Genomic DNA, 19,238 nt, shown 5'->3' on the forward strand with positions numbered 1-19,238 from the left:
CCCCGTTCCGCGGGCGCCCGGGAGCGTCAGCCGGCGGGCCCCGCCGGCTCGCGGCGGCAGTGCAGGAACAGGTGGGGTTCGGGGCGGGCGTCCGGATGGGTCGGGGTGAACATCACGCTCTCCTGCGACAGCACGGTCAGCCCCGCCTCGCGTACGACGGCGATGATGTCCCCCGCCGCGAAGCTGGTCACCCGTACGGGCTGCCCCATGAACACCCCGTCGAACCCCTCGACGTCCAGCGGCACGGTGGCCAGCACGAGCAGACCGCCCGGCCGCAGTGCCCGCGTCAGCCGGCGCAGCAGCTCCGACTGCTGCGCCCGGGGCATCTGCAGCAGCGCGAAGTAGACGCAGACCGCGTCGAAGGAGCCGTCCTCGAGAGGCATCCGGCTGACGTCCGCGCAGCGGAACTCGGCCTCGGGCACCTGCGCGGCGGCGATCTCCACCATCACCGGCGACACGTCGACGCCCAGCACCCGGTGCCCGGCCCCGGCGAGCACGGCCGCCGTGGGGCGTCCCGTGCCGCTGCCCACGTCCAGCACCCTGCTGCCGGGCGCCAGCCCCCGGAGCAGCCGGTCCAGGGACGCCCGGTGGGCCGCCGAGGAGGCGAAGGCCTTCTCGTACTCGCTGCCCAGCGCGTCGAACACCGCGGCCGCCGGTGACTCGTGACCCTCGTCGACCAAGACACACCCCCGTCTGACGTGTACCGATGCCGGGCATCGTGCCACCCCCGCCCGCCCGACCACAACGGCCCCGGCTTGCGGGCGCGGCGACCGGCACGGCAGGGTCGGAGGGTGCCGACTCTGCTGATCGTCCATCACACGCCCTCGCCCAACTGCCAGGCGATGTTCGAAGCCGTCCTGGCCGGTGCCACGGCCCCCGAGATCGAGGACGTACGGGTGGTGAGGCGGGCCGCCCTGTCCGCCACCGCCACCGACGTGCTGGACGCCGACGGCTGCCTCCTCGGCACCCCGGCCAACCTCGGCTACATGTCGGGCGCGCTCAAGCACTTCTTCGACCAGGTGTACTACCCGTGTCTGGACACCACGCGGGGCCGACCCTTCGGGTACTACGTGCACGGCGGCAGCGACGTCACGGGCGCGCTGCGGGGCATCGAGACGATCACGACCGGCCTGGGCTGGCGGCGTGCCGCCGAGCCCGTGACGGTGACCGGCGAACCCGACCGGGCCGCCGTCGAGCGCTGCTGGGAACTGGGCGCCACGCTCGCGGCGGGCCTGACGGACTGAGAAGGCCGCCGCCGAAGGTACGGCGGCGGCCTCCTCACCGGTCGCGTCAGGTGTCGTCCACGCGCCGCCGGTCCTGCTCGTCCCAGGTACGCGTGTCGCGCGGCTGCGTGTACGGCTCCGCCTCCGGCGGGTGGCCTCCGGCGATGGCCCGCTGCCGGGTGATCTCCGCGTCGAACTCCAGCCCCAGCAGAATCGCCAGGTTGGTGATCCACAGCCAGATCAGGAAGATGATGACACCGGCCATCGTGCCGTACGTCTTGTTGTACGACCCGAAGTTGGCGACGTAGAGGGCGAACCCGGCGGAGGCGATCAGCCAGATCACCAGTGCCAGGAAACTGCCCGGCGTGATCCACCTGAAGCCCTTGACCTTGGCGTTCGGGGCCGCCCAGTACAGCAGCGCGATCATGATGGTCACCAGGACGACCAGCACCGGCCACTTGGCGATCGACCACACGGTCAGCGCGGTGTCGCCCAGCCCGAGCAGATCACCCGCCTGGCGGGCGAGCCCGCCGGTGAACACCACGATCAGCGCGCTGATCACGGCCATCACCATCAGCGCGATCGTCACCCCGAGCCGTACCGGCAGCACCTTCCACACCGGGCGCCCCTCGGGCATGTCGTAGACGGCGTTCGCCGAGCGCATGAACGCCGCCACATAGCCCGACGCCGACCAGATGGCCAGCACCAGACCGACGACCGCCACGACCGAGCCGATACCCGCCCGGCCCTGCAGTTGCTCCACCGCCTGGGTCATGATGTCGCGGGCCGCTCCGGGTGCGGTGAGCTCCTGGAGGTTCTCCACCACCTTGTCCGTGGTGGACTTGCCGGTGAGGCCCAGGATCGACACCAGGGCCAGCAGCGCGGGAAAGAGCGAGAGCACACCGTAGTACGTCAGGGCCGCGGCCCGGTCGGTGAGCTCGTCGTCCTTGAACTCGCGCAGACTGCCCTTCAGTGCCGCGCCCCACGCGCCTTTCGGCAGCTTGGCCGGTGAGTCCGGAGCCGCCTGTTCCACCTGCTCGCTCGGTCCGGGCTCGTCCGGTTCCGGGCCCGGAGCCCGGTGACCGGGCTCGTCCGGATCCGCGCGCCGCGCCCCGCCGTCCGCGCGGCGCGCGTCCGTCGCGTCCTCGTGGGCCTGCTTGTCGTTCCGCCCCGGGATATGCAGCTTCATGGGCGCCGAGTAACCAGCGACCGGCATGTCACGCCTCTCACGGCACGGGCGGGCCCAGCGCGGAAAGGAGTTGTGGGAGCGCTCCCAAGCCTGCAGTATGCCGGTCATGACCGAGTCCCCCAGGATCCGCCCGTACCGGCGCGAGGACCGTGCCGCCCTCGACGACATCTGCGTCCGCACCGCGCACATCGGCCAGGACAGCCGTCCCCACTACGGCGACCCCGGTATCTTCCCCGCCACCTTCGCGGCCCCCTACGTGCACCTGGAACCCGAGCTGGCCTTCGTGCTGGACGACGGGGCGGGCCGGGCGGTCGGCTACATCGTCGGCACCGCCGACACCGCCCGCTTCGCCCGGGCCTTCCGCGCCGCATGGCTCCCCCTGGTCGCCGACCGCCACCCCGAGCCGTCCGGGCCCCCGCGGACGCCGGACGAGAGGATCGCCTGGCTGCTGCACCATCCCGAACGCATGGTCGTCCCCGAACTGGCCGCCTGGCCGGCCCATCTGCACATCGACCTGCTCCCCGAGTGGCAGGGCCGCGGCCACGGCCGCCGTCTGATGCGGACCTTCCTCACGGCGCTGCGCGACGGGGGAGTGCCGTCCGTCCACCTCGTCATGGTGACGGCCAACAAACCCGCCCGGGCCTTCTACGACCGTATGGGCTTCGAGGAGATCGACGCGCCGCTGGACGATTCGGTCGTCTGCCTCGGGCGCACCACGGACGGCCTCGACCGGCTCTGACGGACCCGGTCCCTCCTCTTCCGCCGAGCGGCATCGAACCCCATCGAACCGCATCGAACGCGCCACGGGCCGCCGGGAAGTGGCGTGAATGCGCGTTGCCGCTCCGCCCCGACAGGCGCAGCCTGTGCTTGGGAGCGCTCCCATGCCGCGGTTCGGGTGACGCGCCCGCATCCCCACGACCCCCACAGTGGAAAGAAGGACCTCATGGGTTGGCATGTGCATGATTTACGGGCGTTCCGGTCCCGCCTCTCGCTCGCCCTGGCCGTCGCGGTCGCCGCCCTGCTCAGCCTGATCCCCTGGAGCGGCACCGCCGTCGCCCACGGCTCCGTGGTCGACCCCGCGTCCCGCAACTACGGCTGCTGGCAGCGCTGGGGGAGCGACTTCCAGAACCCGGCGATGGCCCAGCAGGACCCGATGTGCTGGCAGGCGTGGCAGGACGACCCCAACGCCATGTGGAACTGGAACGGCCTCTACCGCAACGGCTCCGGCGGCGACTTCCGGGCCGTGGTCCCCGACGGCCAGCTGTGCAGCGGCGGGCGCACCGAGGGCGGACGCTACGACTCACTCGACGCGGTGGGTGCCTGGAAGACCACGGACGTGGACGACGACTTCACGGTCCGGCTGTACGACCAGGCCAGCCACGGCGCGGACTACTTCCGCGTCTATGTGAGCCGGCAGGGCTTCGACCCCGCCACCCAGCCGCTGGGCTGGAACGACCTGCACCTGGTGGCCAGTACGGGCTCCTACGCCCCCAGCCAGAACTACTCGATCCCGGTGAGCACCTCCGGCCTCAGCGGCCGCCACGTCGTCTACACGATCTGGCAGGCCTCGCATATGGACCAGACGTACTTCCTGTGCAGTGACGTGAACTTCGGCTGACCTGCGCCCACTTCACCGATCCCGTTCCAGGGTCCCCGCCGGACGCAGCTGATCCGGCGGGGACTTGATGTTCCAGGGGCCCGCGTTCCCTGAGATTCCGCGAAGAAATCGTGAGGCGTTTGAACACGCGGCGGCCCGTCTGCGTATGGGGCGTGGGAATCCCATGCCGACCCCCCGCAACAAAGCGTAGGAGTACTGCCTTGGCACGCAACACACGCAGACGCCCCAAACAGCGCGCGACGCTCGCCGCATTCGCCCTGATCCTGGGCGGAGGCGGGATGATGGCGGCCAACGTCTACGCTTCCGCGACGGAAGAGGGCGGGCCCGGTGACGCGCAGGTCCTCTCGGGTGCCACGATCGACTGTCCGGACGTGTCCACGGCCGACCAGCTGGCGTCGGTGCCCGAGGAGGCGCGGCCGGAGGTGGACAAGGAACTCGCCTCCCTGGACGCGCAGATAGCCGAGGCCTACAAGCGCCTCGGGGAGTCCGCCGACGCTCTCCGCAACGACCCGGGCTTCGCGGACAACGCGATCGCGGGACCGCTGGAGGAGAAGCGCTCCGCGACCCTCGCCCGTATCGCGACCGCCATCGACCGGGTCGGCGACAAGCCCGAGGGCCTCGAGGAACTCGCCGCCTGCGCGGTGCGCGAGTCCGGCAACGCCCCCGCACAGCCGGACGCCGGTCAGGAGGGCGACGGCGGCCAGGGCGAGCAGGCGGACGACGGAGGCGACGGCCAGGACCAGCAGGGCCAGGGCGGAGAGGGCCAGGGCGGACAGGACCAGGGCGATCAGGGCCAGGAGCAGGGCGGGAACGGCGGTCAGGCCGGCAACGGACCCGTCGCCGGCGACTACGTCGACATCGAGAGCGTCCAGCCCAACGTCTCCCAGCCGAAGCGGACGGGCAACGCCTCCACGGGCACCTTCGTCAGCGACTGCGGCGTCAACGCGAACGGCGTGTTCAACTCGGACAACGTGATCGCCGCCCCGGGTGTCGCCAACGGCGCCCACCACTTCCACGACTACATCGGCAACCAGGCCACCAACGCCTTCTCCAGCGACGAGGACCTCGCCAAGGCGGAGACCAGCTGCGTGGACCAGGGCGACAGGTCCTCGTACTACTGGCCGGTGCTGCGCCTGCAGAACGGTGTCGAGGAGCAGGACGCCAACTCGCCGGGCGGTGGCATCGAGGGCAACGTCGGCGAGATCGTCACGCCCAAGGAGGTCACCCTGACCTTCGTGGGCAACCCGCAGGGCGAGGTCACCGCCATGCCGCGGCTGTTGCGCATCATCACCGGTGACGCCAAGTCGTTCGTCAACGGCCCGGCCAACGCCAACGCGTCCTGGAGCTGCACCGGCTTCGAGGACCGGCAGCTGACGGACAAGTACCCGCTGTGCCCGCAGGGCAGCGACGTGGTGCGCACCTTCGACTTCCAGAGCTGCTGGGACGGCCGCAACACCGACAGCGCCAACCACCGTACGCACATGGCGTTCATGGACGAGGCGGGCAACTGCCCCTCCGGCTTCAAGCCCGTGCCGCAGCTGGTGCAGCGCATCGTCTACGACGTCGACGCGCCGAGCCTGGACGACGGCGGCAGGACCACGCCGCTGTTCGCGGTGGACGCCTTCCCGGAGCAGCTGCACAAGCCGATCACGGACCACGGCGACTTCATCAACGTCTTCGACGAGGACCTGATGAACGAGATGGTCGACTGCATCAACGAGGGCCGCACCTGCGGCGCCGGCGGTGACGGCGGCGACGGTGACGGCGACGGCGGCAACGGCGACGGCGGCGACCAGGGCGAGGAGCCCCAGCAGCCGGAGGAGCCGCAGCAGCCGGAGGAGCCCACGGCCACGCCCGACGACCCGGGCCAGGGCGACGGCGGCGACAAGCCCGGCGACGGCGGCGGTCAGAACGACGACGGCGGCCAGAACAACGGCGGCAACCAGGACAACGGCGGCGACCAGGGTGACGGCGGCCAGGAGCAGCCCACCCAGAACCCGTCCGAGCCGGCGGCCGAGGAGCCCGCGGACGACGGCGCCACCGCGCAGCCCGGCGTCAAGGCGTCGCTCCCGGCCCAGGACGGCGAGGGCGCCGGTGCCGGAGACCAGGACGCCGACAAGGGCGACAAGGGCGGCAAGGACGACGACGGCGGCCGGGCGGCCCAGGCCGCCGAGGTGCCCGGCAGTCTCCCGGAGCTCGGGGCCGAGGACCGGACCGGGACGCAGGCCCAGGGCGGCAGCCTCGCCGAGACCGGGGCGCAGCTCTGGCCGGCCGCGCTCGGCGGAGTGCTGGTGATCTTCGGCTTCTTCGTCCTGCGGAGCGTGCGACGAGGCGCCTGATCCCCACGCCACGGCACGGCGGCAGGACCCGAGCGGGTCCTGCCGCCGTGCGTTGATTTCGCGCCCGCCGCCCCTTCCCGTTCCCGTCCCCCGGGGGCGCTGCCCCCGGACCCCCGCTCCTCAAACGCCGGAGGGGCTGGTTTCAGCCCCTCCAGGGGCGGCGGGGGCGAGGAAACCGGGCGGCGTCAGCCCGTCGTCTCCGCGTCGTACGCCGTCAGCAGCAGGGCCACGTCGTCCGGACGGTCCTCCGTCCGGCGGGCCGTGCGGATCAACCGGTCGGCGATCACCTCCACGGAGTCCGTGCGGCTGTCCGCCAGCGAGCGCAGCACCTCCTCGATGCCCGTCTCGATGTCCCCGCCGGGCGTCTCGACCAGCCCGTCCGTGTACAGCGCCAGCACACTGCCGGGGGCCAGCGTCAGCGTCGTCACCGGATAGACCGCGTCCGGCTGCACACCGAGCATCACCCCGCCGGGCACGTCCAGGCTCTCGGTACGCCCGTCGGGATGGCGCAGCAGGGGCGGCGGGTGACCCGCCCGGACCGCCAGGGCGCGGCCGGTGGCCGGTTCCAGCTCGATGTAGCAGCAGGTGGCGAAGACGTCCGTCTCCAGCTCGGCCAGCAGCCGGTTGGTGTGGGTGATGACCTCCTGCGGCGGCCGCCCGCTGGACGCGAAGGCGTGCACCGCGCTGCGCAGCTGCCCCATGACGGCGGCGGCGCCGACGCTGTGCCCCTCGACGTCACCGATGACCAGGGCGACCCCCCGCCCCGTCCGGATCACGTCGTACCAGTCGCCGCCGATGGCCATGCCCTGGGTGCCGGGCAGATAGCGGCCGGTGGCGCGCAACCGGTCGATGGCGGGCAGCCGGTGCGGCAGCAGACCCTCCTGCAGCCCGCGCGCCACGGCGGACTCCGCGTCGTACAGCCGGGCCCGCTCCATCGCCTGCGCCGCCAGTCCGCCCAGCGCGGTCAGCGCGCTGCGCTCCTCGGGGGTGAACCGGTGGGGCGATTCCCAGCCGAGGATGCAGGATCCGACCGGGTGGCCGGAGGCGATCAGCGGCAGGAACGCCCAGGCGCCCATCGTGTCCAGGGTGAGCCCCGGATAGGCGTTCGCCAGGGCCTCGGACGACTCGAAGAACAGCGGGAGCCGGGTGGTCAGCGCGTGCACACCGGGCAGGTCGGCGTCGAGCGGGACCCCTTCGAACGGGTCGAGGAAGTGCTCCGGATAGCCGGACTCCCACAGCAGGTACATCCGCCCGTCACGGACCGTGTAGAGGGCGATCTCCTGCGCCCCGAACCCCGGCAGCAGCTGCTCGGACACGGCCCGGCACACGTCCCTGACGGTGACGGCCTCGGTCAGCACGCTGGCCATCTGCACCACGTGGTAGAGGGCCCCCGCACGGGTCGGCGCGCCCAGCGCCGACGGCGCCCCGGTACCCGCGGTGACCGGCGCCAGGGTCCGCCCCGGCGCCGTCCCGGCGGGAGCGTCGGTGCGGAAGACACGGCCGGTCAGTCCGTGCACCCCGGGATAGAGCACGAACCCCAGCCAGAGGCCGTCCGGATCGTGCACCAGGTACGACACCGGCTCCTGCGACAGCATCGCCGCCCGGTAGCGGTCCTCGTAGGCCGGATCGCGCAGCCAGGGGAGCACCTCCCACGGATGATGGCCGAGCAGGCGTTCCAGCTCGGCGCCCAGCAGTTCCTGACAGCGGCGGTTGGCGTAGATGACCCTGCCGTCCTGGTCGAGGGAGAACAGCCCGTCCGGCAGGCGCTCCGCGGCCTCCGCCGCGGTGACCCCGCCGGCCGCGTCGACCAGGGCGCCCACCAGGATCCGCGCGGCCCCCTCCACCCGTACGACATGGCCCCACAGCTCCACGGGCCGGTAGCGGGCCCGGCCCTCGTCGTCGGGCTCGTCCAGCACCCGGAAGTGCCGGGCCCTGACCTGGCCGGTCTCCTCCGCCTCCCGCCGGCTCGCCCGCAGTTCGTACAGGTCCTCGGGGCTGACCCGGTCCTCGACCTCCGCCATGGTGCCGCCGAACTCCGCCCGGTCGACGCCCAGCAGGGACAGCGCGTCGTCGTCCCCCGACCAGGTGTCGTCGTCCAGGTCCCACTCGAGGATGCCGACCTCCACGGCCAGGGCCGGGGGAGTGGGCAGCCGTACGTTGACCGGCTGGTCGTCGTAGTCGATGGCGTAGGCCACCGCGTCCGCCCCCTCCCGGCCCGGCGTCCGGCGGGCGAACTCGGTGAGCCGCTCCTCCATGTCCCGGCCCGCCGCCCGCAGCGCCGCCCGCACCACCTGTTCGTCCGCCGGTTCCCGGCTGGCCGAACGCAGCACCGCCAGGACACCCACGTCCTCGCCGCCGACCCGGACGGGGCGGTAGGCGTGCGCGAACGAGTACGGCAGGGCGGCGGTGAACTGCGGGAAGCGCAGCATCGTCGCCCGCTCGTCCGGGAGCCACAGTTCCTCGCCCCTGCGGTACGCCTCCGACATGGGCAGGGAACCGCCCACCGGAATCCGCCACCACGGCTTCAGCAGCGACCTCGGCACGCCGCAGACCACGCACAGCACCAGTGAGCGCCGGTCGCGCGAGCGCAGATAGACCAGACCGCCGTATCCGCCGACGTCCTGGACCGCCGCCACCACCGGATCGGCGAGCGCGTCCTCGACGCGGCGCTCCGGGTGCGCCGTCCGGATCTCCTCCGCACCCCGGCCGTGCACGCCCGCCGGCCGCTTCCCGTGCGGTGCGGCGGCTGCATCATCCATGTCGCGTCCTCCCGGTGCGGACGCACGGGACATCCATTCGGTTGCTTCCCCCCAGGATGTGCCATGCCCGCCCGTCCGGCGACCGGCCGGAGAAAAGCCGCAACCTTCGGGGCATCCCGCTCGTCTCACCCGATATCAGAAGGTTGCGAGCCCAGGGGGCCCAAAATGCTTCAACCAAGAACAACAAGAACAATCTGTGCGACTCTCGTGCTCGCGGGCACGGTGCTGGCGACGGCGGCCGTCCCGGCCGCGGCCATCCAGACCGCGCCCGTCCGGGCCGCGGCGGCGTGTCCCACCGGCTGGGGCAGCCTCGCCAAGACCGACACCGACAGCACCACCGCGCCGGTACGCGACATCAGGACCGGCCGGCACGACTGCTTCGACCGGATGGTCGTCGACCTCCCCGGCACCGCACAGGGTGACCTCGGCTACTCCGTCCGGTACGTCGACCGTCTGCTCCAGGACGGATCGGGCCGCCCCATCCCCGTCGCCGGCGGCGCCGTCCTCGAAGTGCGGGTGGCCGCACCCTCCTACGCCCCCGAGACCGGCGAGCCCACCTACCCCGCCCGCGCCGGACACCCCCTGCCCGGCGTGAACCTCAGCGGGTACCGCACCTTCAGGGACGCCCGGTTCGCCGGCAGCTTCGAGGGCGAGACGCAGATCGGCCTCGGCGTGCGCGCACGGCTGCCGTTCCGGGTCCTCGAACTCCCCGGCCGCCTCGTGATCGACGTCGCGCACGGCTGGACGGCAGGCCGCTGACCCGCTCACTTCTCCGCGGTGCCGGTCTCGCAGACCCGGCGCGCCACCTCACGCAGTTTGGTGTTGGTGCGCTGGGACTGCGTGCGCAGGATGTCGAAGGCCTGGTCCTCCGTGACATGGTGCCGGCCCATCAGGATGCCCATCGCCTCGCCGATCAGATGCCGGGTGGCGATGGCCTCCTGCAACTGGGCGTCGGTCACGGCCGTGGAGAAGGCGACCGCCGCGTGCGAGGCCAGCAGCCAGCCCGCCGTCTCGCTGTCCTCGGTGAACATCCCCGGCTTGCGGGAGTACATGTTGAGCGCCCCCAGCTCCTCCTCCCGCGTGTACAGCAGGAAGCCCATCATGCTGCCCACCCCGAGCTCCCGGCAGCGGGGCACGAACGACCGCCAGCGTTCCGGCTCGGCGGTGAAGTCGGGGATGCGGAAGACCCGCTCGGAGCGGTCCGGCCGGGCCGCGTCGAAGCACGGCCCTTCCCCCAGACGCTCCTGGAGCCGGTCGCTGTCGTTCACCAGCTGTTCGGTGGGCGCCAGCGAACTCACCCGGCCCTCCCGCAGCACGAGGATCCCGGAGGCGTCGCAGCCGTCGACCAGCTCCACCGCGGAACGCGTGATCTGCTCCAGGGTGGAGTCGAGGGTGTGCTCGGCCAGGAGATCACGGGCCATGGAAGCCATCTGCTGAGCGAATCCCCGCCAGTCCACCGTCCGCCTCCCTGAGTGCCGCAGCCAGAACACACCGCGTCTACCCCGTGCGCATATGCGGCACGCCGGTGAACGCGACGATCCCGGGCAGACGGCGTACGTGATCCACGGCCGTCCCGGAATCCCGGGACACGCCGGGCCGGCTGCCAGAGAAGGGAACCACCACGGTGACCACGCCCCAGCGCCGTACGCGCCCGCTGTACCGCCGCCGGCGGCGGTTCGACCTGCGCGCGACCGCCATGTTCTTCGGCCTCCTCGCCACGGCCGTGGTCACGGCCGGCTTCACGGTGCGTGCGCTGGCCGGAGTCGTGCAGCGGCGCCCGGTGTGGGCCGCGGTGCTGCTCTGCGTGGCCCTCGCGGCCGTACTGGCCCACCGGCGCAGACGCGGGCCGTCCGCGGCACGGATCGCCCGCCGGACGGGCGAGGCGCTGCACCGGGGGACCACGACGGCGCTCGACGCCCTGGAACCACCGCCGCCCGCGCCGGCCGACGCGCGCGCCGGCCGGCCGGAGCAGGGGTACGACTTCGACGCCCTGAGCCCGCAGGAGTTCGAGGAGGCGACCGCGGCCCTGTGCCTGCGCGACGGCTGCTCACAGGTGGAGGTCGTCGGCGGCGCGGGTGACCTCGGGGCCGACGTGGTGGCGCTGTCCCCCGAGGGCCGCCGCGTCGTCATCCAGTGCAAGCGCTACGGCGACGACAACAAGGTCGGCTCGCAGGACCTCCAGCGCTTCGGCGGCACCTGCTTCACCGTCCACGAGGCGGACGTGGCGCTCGTCGTCACCACCGGCGGGTTCACCGCACCCGCCGAGGAGTACGCGGCCCGGTGCGGCATCGTCTGCGTCCCGCGCGACGGCCTGCTCGCCTGGAGCGAGGGCCGCACACCGGCACCGTGGGAGACGGGCACCGGGCCGCAGGTCTAGGGCCTGGCTGACAATTCCCGCCTGCCCCGCGACGCCATGCACGTACTCTCGCCGCACCGGGCGCAGAGCCACGTACATCCAGTACGAGGCTCTGCGCCCGGCACTCCCCCAGCCTTCGGCCGGGGGGACCCAGGGCACGCACCTGACGCCGCGGGGCCGCCCTCCGGGCGATGGCGGGAATCGTCGGACAGGCCCCGGGCCCGATTGTCAGTGGCGGATGCCACCCTGCCGGTATGGACGAACTGGAGTTCATGCGCGGCCGGGTCTACGGGGCGGACCACGACGACCCGGGCCCGCGTGCGGGGCGGTCGTACGCGGAGCTGGCCGGCGGGCCGCTGGACGGTCTGCTGCTGGATGTCACCGGCCGGGGCGAGCCGGACCCGGGGGAGGGCGTCCGCCTGCGCACCGAGATAGGGCGCTACGGGCCGGGCGGACACTCGGTGTACGTGCCCCGGTACCCCGGCGGCCGGGTGTACGACTGGCGGGGCGATGTCCCCTGAGCGGTGTGCGCACCGGGGGAACGGGGGCAGACGTGAGCCATGGGCGTCCGCGGTCCGTCGTGGGCGCGAAGAGGGCGGAGCGAGCCATGGGACTGCTGGCGGAGGGCGGCACCGCACTGCGCGACCGGATCGGTCACGCGATCTTCTCCAGGGTGGCCGGGCCGGACGGCCCGGACAACCGCGCGCGCATCCACGGCACACCGGGCCCCCGCTGGTTCGGGCCCGAGAGGCCGGTGCGGAGGGTGCACGGGGACGCGTCGATGTTCATCGGCGGCCTGTCGGCCCTGCTGCTCCAGTCGCTCCACCCGCTGGCCATGGCCGCCGTCGCCGGACACTCCGGGTTCCGCGGGGACCCCTGGGGGCGCCTCCAGCGGACCAGCACCTTCCTCGCCGTCACCACCTACGGCACCGCCGACAGCGCCCAGCAGGCCGTCGACCGGGTACGGGCCGTCCACGAGACGGTGCGCGGCACCACCGCCGACGGCGAGGAGTACCGGGCCGCGGACCCCCGTCTGCTGTGCTGGGTGCACATCGCGGAGGTCGACTGCTTCCTGCGCGCCCACCAGCGCTACGGCGCCCGCCCCCTGGACCGGGAGGGCTGCGACGCGTACGTCGCCGACATGGCCCGCATCGCCACCGCCCTCGGTGTGCCCGACCCGCCCGTCGACCGCGCCGGACTCGACGAGCGGCTGGCCGCCTACCGGCCCGAACTGCGCGCCACCGCCGAGGCACGCGCCACGGCCCGCTTCCTGCTGCTCGACCCGCCCGTCCCGCTGCTCGCCCGGCTGCCCTACGGCGTCCTCGCCGCCAACGCCGTGTCCCTGCTGCCCGGCTGGGCCTCCCGCGCGCTGTGGCTGCCCCGCGTGCCCCCGGCCGAGGGCGTGTGCGTGCGCCCGCTCGGCACCGCCGTCACCGCGGGCATCCGCTGGGCCCTCGCCCCGACCCGCGACACCACCGCCTGACCCCGACCGGGCTCGTCTTCGCGGCGCCGCCGGTTGAGGCGGGCCGGAGAGGGCACTCAGTGCTGGCTGGTGTCGGTCGAGGACACGGGAGGTCGAAGTGGCGGTTCGTCATCGTCTGATCAAAGCGAGCCCGCGGTCCGTGTGGGCCGTGCTCGAGGACGGCACCCGCTACGCGGACTGGGTCGTGGGGACGGCGTCCTCCGAGCCGGTGCGCGGGCACTGGCCGCAGCTCGGCTCCGCGATCGGCTACGAGGTGCACCTCGGGCCGTTCAGCCTGACCAACGAGACCGTCGTCCGGCGCTGCGTGCCGGGCGAGGTCCTGGAGCTCGAGGCGAAGGCGGGACCGCTCGGCACGGCGCGGATCGCCATCGAGGTGCACACCTGGGGGGACCACACCCTGGTCAAGGTGGACGAGCACCCGCTGCGGGGCGCGGGAGGCCGCCTGCACAACGTGGCCGTGGAGGGACTGCTCCAGCTCCGCCACCGCGCCATGCTCGCCCGGCTGGCGGACCTCTGCGAGACCGAGGCCGCGGAGGAGGAACGCCGCCGCCCCATGGGCCAGGTCGTCGCCCCGCGCCCGGACGGGGGAGGCGCAGGTGCCTGACGCCGTGGTGATCGGAGCCGGACCCAACGGACTGGTCGCGGCGAACCTGCTCGCCGACGCCGGCTGGAGCGTGGAGGTACTGGAGGAGCAGCCGGAGCCCGGCGGCGCCGTCCGCCACGACCGCGGCGTCGAGCCCGGCTTCGTCAACGACCTCTTCAGCTCCTTCTACCCGCTGGCCGCCGCCTCCCCGATCGTCTCCGGGCTGCACCTGGAGCGTCACGGGCTGCGCTGGAGCCACGCCCCGCACGTCGTCGCGCACCCGCTGACGGACGGCCGGTGCGCGGTGCTCGACCGCCGTGTCGACGTCACCGCCGACTCGCTGGACTCCTTCGTGCCGGGAGACGGCGCGGCCTGGCGGCGGCTGCACGACGTGTGGGAGAACCTGCGGCCCGACCTGCTCGACGCCCTGTTCACGCCCTTCCCGCCCCTCCGTTCCGGGGCCCGGCTGGCGGTACGGCTGCGCGGCACGGGCGGACTGCGCATGGCACGCACCCTGGCCCTGCCGGTGCGCCGGATGGCCGAGGAGGAGTTCCGGGGCGAAGGGGGAGGGCTGCTGCTGGCCGGCAACGCCCTCCACGCCGACCTCGCGCCGGAGGCCGCGGGCAGCGGCGGCTTCGGCTGGCTGATGTCGATGCTCGGACAGACGTACGGCTTCCCGGTGCCGGCCGGTGGTTCCGGCGCCCTCACCGAGGCCCTGGTACGGCGTCTGGAGGCGCTCGGCGGGGTACTGCGCTGCGGCCAGCGCGTCGACCGGGTGGTCGTACGCGACGGCCGCGCCACGGGCGTGCGCACGGCCGGCGGTGAGACGGTCGCGGCCGACCGCGCCGTCCTCGCCGACGTGGCCGTGCCCGCCCTGTACGGCGAACTCGTCGCCCCCGAGCACCTTCCCGCCCAGCTGCTGTCCGACCTGCGGCGCTTCCAGTGGGACTTCGCCACGTTCAAGGTCGACTGGGCGCTCGACGGGCCGGTCCCCTGGGCCTGCGAGCAGGCCGCGGGCGCCGGCACCGTCCATCTCGCGGACGGACTCGGGGAACTCACCCGCTTCGCCGCCCAGCTCGCCACCCGCCACGTACCGGACCGGCCCTTCAGCCTGTTCGGCCAGATGACGACCTCCGACGCCTCCCGCTCCCCCCGGGGCACCGAGTCCGCGTGGGCGTACACCCACGTGCCCCACGACATCGCGGGCGACGCCGGCGGGGAGTCGCTCACGGGCAGCTGGGACGCCGAGGAGCAGGAGATCATGGCCGACCGCGTCGAGCGTCAGGTGGAACGCTTCGCGCCCGGCTTCCGTGCCAGGATCCGGGCCCGGCGCGTCCTCGCTCCGCCCACCCTCCAGTCCCTCGACCGGAACCTGCACGGCGGCGCCATCAACGGCGGCACCGCGGCCATGCACCAGCAGCTGTTCTTCCGCCCGCTCCCCGGCACCGGGCGCCCCGAGACCCCCGTCAAGGGCCTGTACCTGGCCTCCGCGGGCGCCCACCCGGGCGGCGGGGTGCACGGCGCGCCGGGCGCCAACGCCGCCCGCGCCGCCCTGCGCCGGCTGCCGGCGCCCGCGCTGACCGGCGTACAGCGGCTGCTGGCCCACCGCGACCGCACGGGCCGCAGGCAGCCGGACACGGGCGGGCCCACGGGCGGACGGGCCGACGGCGGATGACCGGATCGCCGGCCCGGGCACACCATCGAGCACAGGCGGAGACGAGACGATGACCGGACACCAAGACGGTCCCGACCACGCCCACCGGCGCCCCGAAGGGCTCAGCGACGAGACCGTCGAGGCGCTCGGGTCGCTGTCGAAGGCCCTGGAGACGACCGAGCGCGCCCGGGGCCACCTCTACAGCTTCCACCAGCTCACCGGCACCGCCGATCTGGAACTCGACCGCGCGGTCGAACTGCTGCACAAGGCCGGGCACGCCGACTGGGCCGACACCGTGCGCACCCAGGTCCTCGGCCGCAACGTGATCCCGGACCACTGGACGTTCCAGATCGTCGAGGCCTACGACACCACCTACTACCGGCCGTTCAAGGAGATCGAGCAGGGCGCCGTCGAGGAACTCGCAGAGGGCCGCGACCACCTGTACGAGGCCGAGATGAAGGAGGCCCGCCGCACCGTCGGCCACCCCGACCACACGGCCCGCCCCGGCCCCACCGCGCAGCCGCGCGCCGAGGAGGGCCGGTGACCGGCACCGCGCTGCGCGGCCGCACCGTCGTGGTGACGGGCGCCGCACGCGGGATCGGCGCGGCCCTCGCCCGCGACCTCGCCGGACGGGGCGCCCGTATCGCCCTGCTCGGCCACGAGAGGGCCCGGCTGGAAGCGGTGGCCGCCGGCCTGCCGACGCGGGCGCTCGTGTGCGAGGCCGACGTCACCGACGACGACGCGCTGGACGCGGCCGCCGCACTGGTCAGGGCCCGCCTAGGTGCCGCCTCCGCCGTCGTGGCGGGCGCCGCCGTCGCCGAGGGCGGCCCGTTCCTCACCTCCGACCCGCGACTGTGGCGGCGCGTGGTCGACGTCAACCTGACCGGCAGCGCGGCCACGGCACGTGCCTTCCTGCCGGATCTGCTGGCGACGAAGGGCTACTACCTCCAGGTGGCCTCACTGGCCTCGATCGGCGCCGCCCCCATGATGAGCGCCTACTGCGCCTCCAAGGCGGGGGCCGAGGCCTTCGCCCACGCCCTGCGCGCGGAAGTGGCGCACCACGGTGTCGCCGTCGGCATCGGCTACCTCAGCTGGACCGACACCGACATGATCCGCGACGCGGACCGCTACCCCGTCCTGCGGGAGCTGCGCCGCCGGATGCCCCCGCCGGCCCGGCGGCTGCACCCCGTGGACGAGGCCGCCGCCCGGCTCGGGACGGCCGTGGAACACCGCAGCAGGGCCGTCTACATGCCGCGTTGGCTGCGCCTGGCACAAGTGGCGCGCACCGCGCTCCCCCCGGTGGTGCTGCGTGCGACCCGCCGGAACCTGGCCCGCCTGGAGGCCGAGGACCCCCTGCACCACACCGGCCTCCTGGGCGCCGGAGGGGCGGCCGACCGGGCCGCGTCCCGCCCGGGCCGGTGACCCGACCGCACCGGAAAGGCGGCCGGAGGACCGCTCAGGGTGCCGGGACGGCCGTCCGTACGGCGTGGTGGACGGCGCGGGCCAGCCGCGCCCCCCACAGGGAACGCGGCCCGGCGAACGCGTACGTCTCCTCGCCGGGGACGGGCGTGCCGGCCATCACGCACACCGCGTCGGTGGGAGTGCCGGAACAGTCGAGACCGGCCTCCACCAGGGCCTGCACCTTCGCCTCCGTGGCCGTGGCCACCGCGTTGACCAGGGCGGAGTCGCTCAGCGGCACCGGCACCGCGGCCACGATGTTGATCGTGCCCGGCGCCTGCGGTCCGCCCCGGCCCGTCCCCGGCACGGCGGCCCAGCCGCGCACGTCGACACCGGCCGTGACGAAGGCGTCCGCGCCCTCGTCGTGCCCGTGGGCGTACGCCGAGACGTCCGCCGCGGTCATCAGCCCCACCCCCGGACCCTCCGCGCCCGCGGCGGACGCCAGGCCGGCGAGATGCCGGTCCGGGTCGGTGCGCCGGTAACCGTGGGAGACCTGCGCGTTGAGGACCCAGGCGCGCTCGCCGATGCCCCCGCCGAGCACCGCGCTGCTGATCATTCTCCGTCCGGGGCCCGGCGCCCAGAGCAGTGCGTGCAGCCGGTCCCCGTCCTCCACCCGGGTCAGGCGCCGGGGGTGCGCGAGCGACGACGCGGTGGTGCGGGGCGGCGGGAGAAGGGCGGTCACCGGCGGGGCTCCTTGCGGGATCGGACCGGCCGATCGTACGGCGCGGCGGCCGGCCCTCCGGCACGGGGTCCCGGTCAGTGCCGCGCCCGCTCCGGCCCGGGCGCCCGGAAGCAGGCGGTGACCGTCTTGCCGTGGGGACAGGGATGCGCCTCCCACGCGTCGGCCAGGGCGTCGACGAGGAGCATGCCGCGCCCGCCCACCTGTTCCGTGCTCGGCCCCCGGGGTGCCGGCAGGGTGGCCGAGGCGTCGTGCACCGAGATGTGCAGACACCGCTGGTCCCACGTCATGATCAGATGGGCCGTGCTGTGGGCGTGCCGGTGGGCGTTGGTGACCAGCTCCGACACCGTCAGCAGCACCGCCTCCACGGTCTCCGGGGCGGTGCTGGTCCAGCCCAGCACGTCGAGATGCCCGCGTGCCCAGTCCCGGGCCGCCTTCACCTCGCTGTCCAGCGGCAGCGAGCGCGCCCAGCCCACTGCGCGGACCGACGATCCGGTCATGGTGGTCCTCTCCGGTGCTGTGGGTCCGAACCGGTCACGGTCGCACGGGCCTCGGGGCGCGGGCCGCGCGGAAGAAGGCCCGGGCTCAGCGGCGACCGCCGCGGAGCCTGCCCAGCAGCCGCTGCGCCTGGGCCCGGCGCCGGGGGTCGGCCGCGGCCCTGCGCACCTGCTCGGCCGTGCGCCGCCCCTGAGGGCTCCTGGCGAACCGCTTGATGCGCTCGATCATGCTCGGCATGAGTGCTTCCTCTCCGCGGGTGTCCGCTCCGATGCCCGCCGTACTCCGCCTACCCCCTGCGCGCGGAGTCAGCCCTGCGGCCGGACCGGCGGCTCATGTCTCCTCCAACGGCTCGTACACCTCGGCTCCCAGGCCGAACGTCCACGCCACGCCCTCCCGCGCGGTCCGGGTCGCGGGAGGCACCCGCAGCCAGTACGTGCGGTGGGTGCCGTCGGGCTCCGGAGTGGAGTTGAGGACCTCGACCATGACGACCGGTTCGTCGTCGAGCAGGTCGATGCGCCACAGGGTGCCCGTACCGTCCCGGTGCAGCGGCCGCGCCCCGGAGTCGGCCAGGTAGCGGTCGTAGCCGTAGTACTCGAGCATCACCCGCCGCAGTTCGGCGTTCTCCTCGTCCCGGATCCGCTCCGGGGTGAGGGTGCGCAGCTCCTCCAGGAAGGCGCGCTCCACCGGCATGCCGCGCCAGGCGCACAGGGCGAAACCGTCGGGGAACTCCAGGGCCGGTCCCTCGCCGTGGTCGAGCCGGCCGGCCTCGTCCCGGTGCAGCGCCACGGGACGCTCGCACACCACCGCCGCCTTCTCGAACGGCCACCACCAGCCGGCGCTGCGGCACACCCGGGCGGCTCCGGTGAGCGCCGACCCCTCGGTGTGCAGGGCGGCCAGCCATGGCGCGTCGTGCTGTCCGAGCAGCGCGTCCAGCAGGATCAGCCGTATCTCCGTCCGGGCGGCCGGGTCGCCGTCGGCGAGCTCGTCGAGGACCCCGGTGCGGATCCGGTCGACCAGTGACTGGGTGCCGTCCCACAGGGCCCCGCCCGTCTCCGACCAGCGCCGGGACCAGCCCGCGGCGCCCAACTCCTCGTGCGCGCGACGGCGTTCGGCCGCCCACGGGGCGGTGCGCACCGCCTCACGGACGCTCGCGCCGAACTCCGCCCCCCGCCGGATCAGGGTCACCGCCTCGCGCGGCGACCCGGCCCAGACGATGCGCTCCGGCTCGGCCAGCCCCGCGCTGCGGTACGCGAGCCGGACACCCTCCTCCGCCTCCGCACGGTCGGCCGGCCCGACGGCCGCCGCCCATCCGCGCCAGTGCGCCGTCCCGTCCCCGGTCGCCGCGGTCACCGCCGCCGCCCCGCTCTCCTGTGTGATCGTCATCGTCAACGTCCCCTGT

At 73.9% G+C, this 19,238-nt stretch carries 20 protein-coding genes; 12 read left to right on the forward strand and 8 right to left on the reverse strand.

Features of this window, described 5'->3' with window-relative positions:
- Positions 1–26: 26 nt before the first annotated feature.
- The gene (locus ACZ434_RS19575; protein WP_468457427.1) at positions 27–680 is read right to left on the reverse strand and encodes a class I SAM-dependent methyltransferase; all 654 of its coding nucleotides are present in this window, start codon (positions 678–680) and stop codon (positions 27–29) included.
- A gap of 111 nt (positions 681–791) precedes the next feature.
- Between ACZ434_RS19575 and ACZ434_RS19580 the strand changes: the two genes are divergently transcribed.
- On the forward strand, positions 792–1,244 hold the full coding sequence (locus tag ACZ434_RS19580; protein ID WP_468457429.1) for a flavodoxin family protein: 453 nt from the start codon (positions 792–794) through the stop codon (positions 1,242–1,244).
- A gap of 46 nt (positions 1,245–1,290) precedes the next feature.
- On the opposite strand, the gene ACZ434_RS19585 is transcribed toward ACZ434_RS19580, so the two are convergent.
- Complete coding sequence (locus ACZ434_RS19585; protein ID WP_468457431.1) at positions 1,291–2,412, reverse strand: YihY/virulence factor BrkB family protein; 1,122 nt, start codon at positions 2,410–2,412, stop codon at positions 1,291–1,293.
- A gap of 106 nt (positions 2,413–2,518) precedes the next feature.
- On the opposite strand from ACZ434_RS19585, the gene ACZ434_RS19590 reads away from it, so the two are divergent.
- The 3 genes from ACZ434_RS19590 to ACZ434_RS19600 all read left to right on the forward strand — a co-directional run bounded on the left by ACZ434_RS19590 (position 2,519) and on the right by ACZ434_RS19600 (position 6,369).
- Positions 2,519–3,151, forward strand: coding sequence for a GNAT family N-acetyltransferase (locus ACZ434_RS19590; RefSeq protein ID WP_468457434.1), 633 nt, complete (start codon positions 2,519–2,521; stop codon positions 3,149–3,151).
- A 204-nt stretch (positions 3,152–3,355) separates the two neighbouring features.
- Positions 3,356–4,030, forward strand: coding sequence for a lytic polysaccharide monooxygenase auxiliary activity family 9 protein (locus tag ACZ434_RS19595; protein WP_468457436.1), 675 nt, complete (start codon positions 3,356–3,358; stop codon positions 4,028–4,030).
- Between the two features lie 278 nt (positions 4,031–4,308).
- Complete coding sequence (locus ACZ434_RS19600) at positions 4,309–6,369, forward strand: DUF1996 domain-containing protein (protein WP_468457842.1); 2,061 nt, start codon at positions 4,309–4,311, stop codon at positions 6,367–6,369.
- 185 nt (positions 6,370–6,554) lie between these two features.
- On the opposite strand, the gene ACZ434_RS19605 is transcribed toward ACZ434_RS19600, so the two are convergent.
- Entirely contained in the window at positions 6,555–9,128 is a 2,574-nt protein-coding gene (locus ACZ434_RS19605; protein ID WP_468457438.1) for a SpoIIE family protein phosphatase, read from the reverse strand.
- Between the two features lie 165 nt (positions 9,129–9,293).
- On the opposite strand from ACZ434_RS19605, the gene ACZ434_RS19610 reads away from it, so the two are divergent.
- Positions 9,294–9,887 carry an AMIN-like domain-containing (lipo)protein gene (locus tag ACZ434_RS19610; protein WP_468457440.1) on the forward strand — a complete coding sequence of 198 codons (594 nt, stop codon included), beginning with the start codon at positions 9,294–9,296 and terminating at the stop codon, positions 9,885–9,887.
- Positions 9,888–9,892: 5 nt separating this feature from the next.
- Here the strand turns inward: ACZ434_RS19610 and ACZ434_RS19615 are convergent, their stop codons facing one another.
- Positions 9,893–10,558, reverse strand: a complete 666-nt coding sequence (locus ACZ434_RS19615) for a GAF and ANTAR domain-containing protein (RefSeq protein ID WP_468457442.1) — start codon at positions 10,556–10,558, stop codon at positions 9,893–9,895.
- Between the two features lie 194 nt (positions 10,559–10,752).
- Between ACZ434_RS19615 and ACZ434_RS19620 the strand changes: the two genes are divergently transcribed.
- The 7 genes from ACZ434_RS19620 (at position 10,753) to ACZ434_RS19650 (ending at position 16,626) form a co-directional block, all read left to right on the forward strand.
- A complete protein-coding gene (locus tag ACZ434_RS19620) occupies positions 10,753–11,505 on the forward strand; it encodes a restriction endonuclease (protein WP_468457444.1) in 753 nt (250 codons plus the stop codon).
- A gap of 233 nt (positions 11,506–11,738) precedes the next feature.
- Positions 11,739–12,005 carry a hypothetical protein gene (locus ACZ434_RS19625; RefSeq protein WP_468457446.1) on the forward strand — a complete coding sequence of 89 codons (267 nt, stop codon included), beginning with the start codon at positions 11,739–11,741 and terminating at the stop codon, positions 12,003–12,005.
- 86 nt (positions 12,006–12,091) lie between these two features.
- Positions 12,092–12,967: an oxygenase MpaB family protein gene (locus ACZ434_RS19630; protein WP_468457448.1), complete on the forward strand. Its 876-nt coding sequence runs from the start codon at positions 12,092–12,094 to the stop codon at positions 12,965–12,967.
- Between the two features lie 97 nt (positions 12,968–13,064).
- Positions 13,065–13,571: an SRPBCC family protein gene (locus ACZ434_RS19635; protein ID WP_468457450.1), complete on the forward strand. Its 507-nt coding sequence runs from the start codon at positions 13,065–13,067 to the stop codon at positions 13,569–13,571.
- A complete protein-coding gene (locus ACZ434_RS19640) occupies positions 13,564–15,225 on the forward strand; it encodes a phytoene desaturase family protein (RefSeq protein ID WP_468457452.1) in 1,662 nt (553 codons plus the stop codon). Before ACZ434_RS19635 ends, ACZ434_RS19640 begins: the two co-directional genes overlap by 8 nt.
- A gap of 49 nt (positions 15,226–15,274) precedes the next feature.
- Complete coding sequence (locus ACZ434_RS19645) at positions 15,275–15,748, forward strand: hypothetical protein (RefSeq protein ID WP_468457454.1); 474 nt, start codon at positions 15,275–15,277, stop codon at positions 15,746–15,748.
- Positions 15,745–16,626 (forward strand): short-chain dehydrogenase/reductase, encoded by an 882-nt coding sequence (locus ACZ434_RS19650; RefSeq protein ID WP_468457456.1) that lies wholly within the window; start codon positions 15,745–15,747, stop codon positions 16,624–16,626. The genes ACZ434_RS19645 and ACZ434_RS19650 overlap by 4 nt, the downstream gene beginning before the upstream one ends.
- A 34-nt stretch (positions 16,627–16,660) precedes the next feature.
- Here the strand turns inward: ACZ434_RS19650 and ACZ434_RS19655 are convergent, their stop codons facing one another.
- The 4 genes from ACZ434_RS19655 to ACZ434_RS19670 all read right to left on the reverse strand — a co-directional run bounded on the left by ACZ434_RS19655 (position 16,661) and on the right by ACZ434_RS19670 (position 19,222).
- A complete protein-coding gene (locus tag ACZ434_RS19655) occupies positions 16,661–17,344 on the reverse strand; it encodes an adenosylcobinamide amidohydrolase (RefSeq protein ID WP_468457458.1) in 684 nt (227 codons plus the stop codon).
- Between the two features lie 74 nt (positions 17,345–17,418).
- Complete coding sequence (locus tag ACZ434_RS19660) at positions 17,419–17,841, reverse strand: ATP-binding protein (RefSeq protein WP_468457460.1); 423 nt, start codon at positions 17,839–17,841, stop codon at positions 17,419–17,421.
- Positions 17,842–17,926: 85 nt separating this feature from the next.
- Positions 17,927–18,076 carry a hypothetical protein gene (locus ACZ434_RS19665; protein ID WP_468457462.1) on the reverse strand — a complete coding sequence of 50 codons (150 nt, stop codon included), beginning with the start codon at positions 18,074–18,076 and terminating at the stop codon, positions 17,927–17,929.
- A gap of 93 nt (positions 18,077–18,169) precedes the next feature.
- Positions 18,170–19,222 carry a DUF6745 domain-containing protein gene (locus tag ACZ434_RS19670; protein ID WP_468457464.1) on the reverse strand — a complete coding sequence of 351 codons (1,053 nt, stop codon included), beginning with the start codon at positions 19,220–19,222 and terminating at the stop codon, positions 18,170–18,172.
- Positions 19,223–19,238: the final 16 nt, after the last annotated feature.

This window comes from Streptomyces sp. NPDC030893, from assembly GCF_055571535.1.

What these genes read in the sequence shown, in the direction of transcription:
- ACZ434_RS19615 (WP_468457442.1), bottom strand. Translation starts at nt 10,558, where the DNA reads ATGGCTTCCATGGCCCGTGATCTCCTGGCCGAGCACACCCTCGACTCC.
- ACZ434_RS19585 (WP_468457431.1), bottom strand. Translation starts at nt 2,412, where the DNA reads ATGAAGCTGCATATCCCGGGGCGGAACGACAAGCAGGCCCACGAGGAC.
- ACZ434_RS19595 (WP_468457436.1), top strand. Translation starts at nt 3,356, where the DNA reads ATGGGTTGGCATGTGCATGATTTACGGGCGTTCCGGTCCCGCCTCTCG.
- ACZ434_RS19605 (WP_468457438.1), bottom strand. Translation starts at nt 9,128, where the DNA reads ATGGATGATGCAGCCGCCGCACCGCACGGGAAGCGGCCGGCGGGCGTG.
- ACZ434_RS19590 (WP_468457434.1), top strand. Translation starts at nt 2,519, where the DNA reads ATGACCGAGTCCCCCAGGATCCGCCCGTACCGGCGCGAGGACCGTGCC.
- ACZ434_RS19600 (WP_468457842.1), top strand. Translation starts at nt 4,309, where the DNA reads ATGATGGCGGCCAACGTCTACGCTTCCGCGACGGAAGAGGGCGGGCCC.
- ACZ434_RS19665 (WP_468457462.1), bottom strand. Translation starts at nt 18,076, where the DNA reads ATGCCGAGCATGATCGAGCGCATCAAGCGGTTCGCCAGGAGCCCTCAG.
- ACZ434_RS19670 (WP_468457464.1), bottom strand. Translation starts at nt 19,222, where the DNA reads ATGACGATCACACAGGAGAGCGGGGCGGCGGCGGTGACCGCGGCGACC.
- ACZ434_RS19625 (WP_468457446.1), top strand. Translation starts at nt 11,739, where the DNA reads ATGGACGAACTGGAGTTCATGCGCGGCCGGGTCTACGGGGCGGACCAC.
- ACZ434_RS19645 (WP_468457454.1), top strand. Translation starts at nt 15,275, where the DNA reads ATGACCGGACACCAAGACGGTCCCGACCACGCCCACCGGCGCCCCGAA.
- ACZ434_RS19630 (WP_468457448.1), top strand. Translation starts at nt 12,092, where the DNA reads ATGGGACTGCTGGCGGAGGGCGGCACCGCACTGCGCGACCGGATCGGT.
- ACZ434_RS19660 (WP_468457460.1), bottom strand. Translation starts at nt 17,841, where the DNA reads ATGACCGGATCGTCGGTCCGCGCAGTGGGCTGGGCGCGCTCGCTGCCG.
- ACZ434_RS19610 (WP_468457440.1), top strand. Translation starts at nt 9,294, where the DNA reads ATGCTTCAACCAAGAACAACAAGAACAATCTGTGCGACTCTCGTGCTC.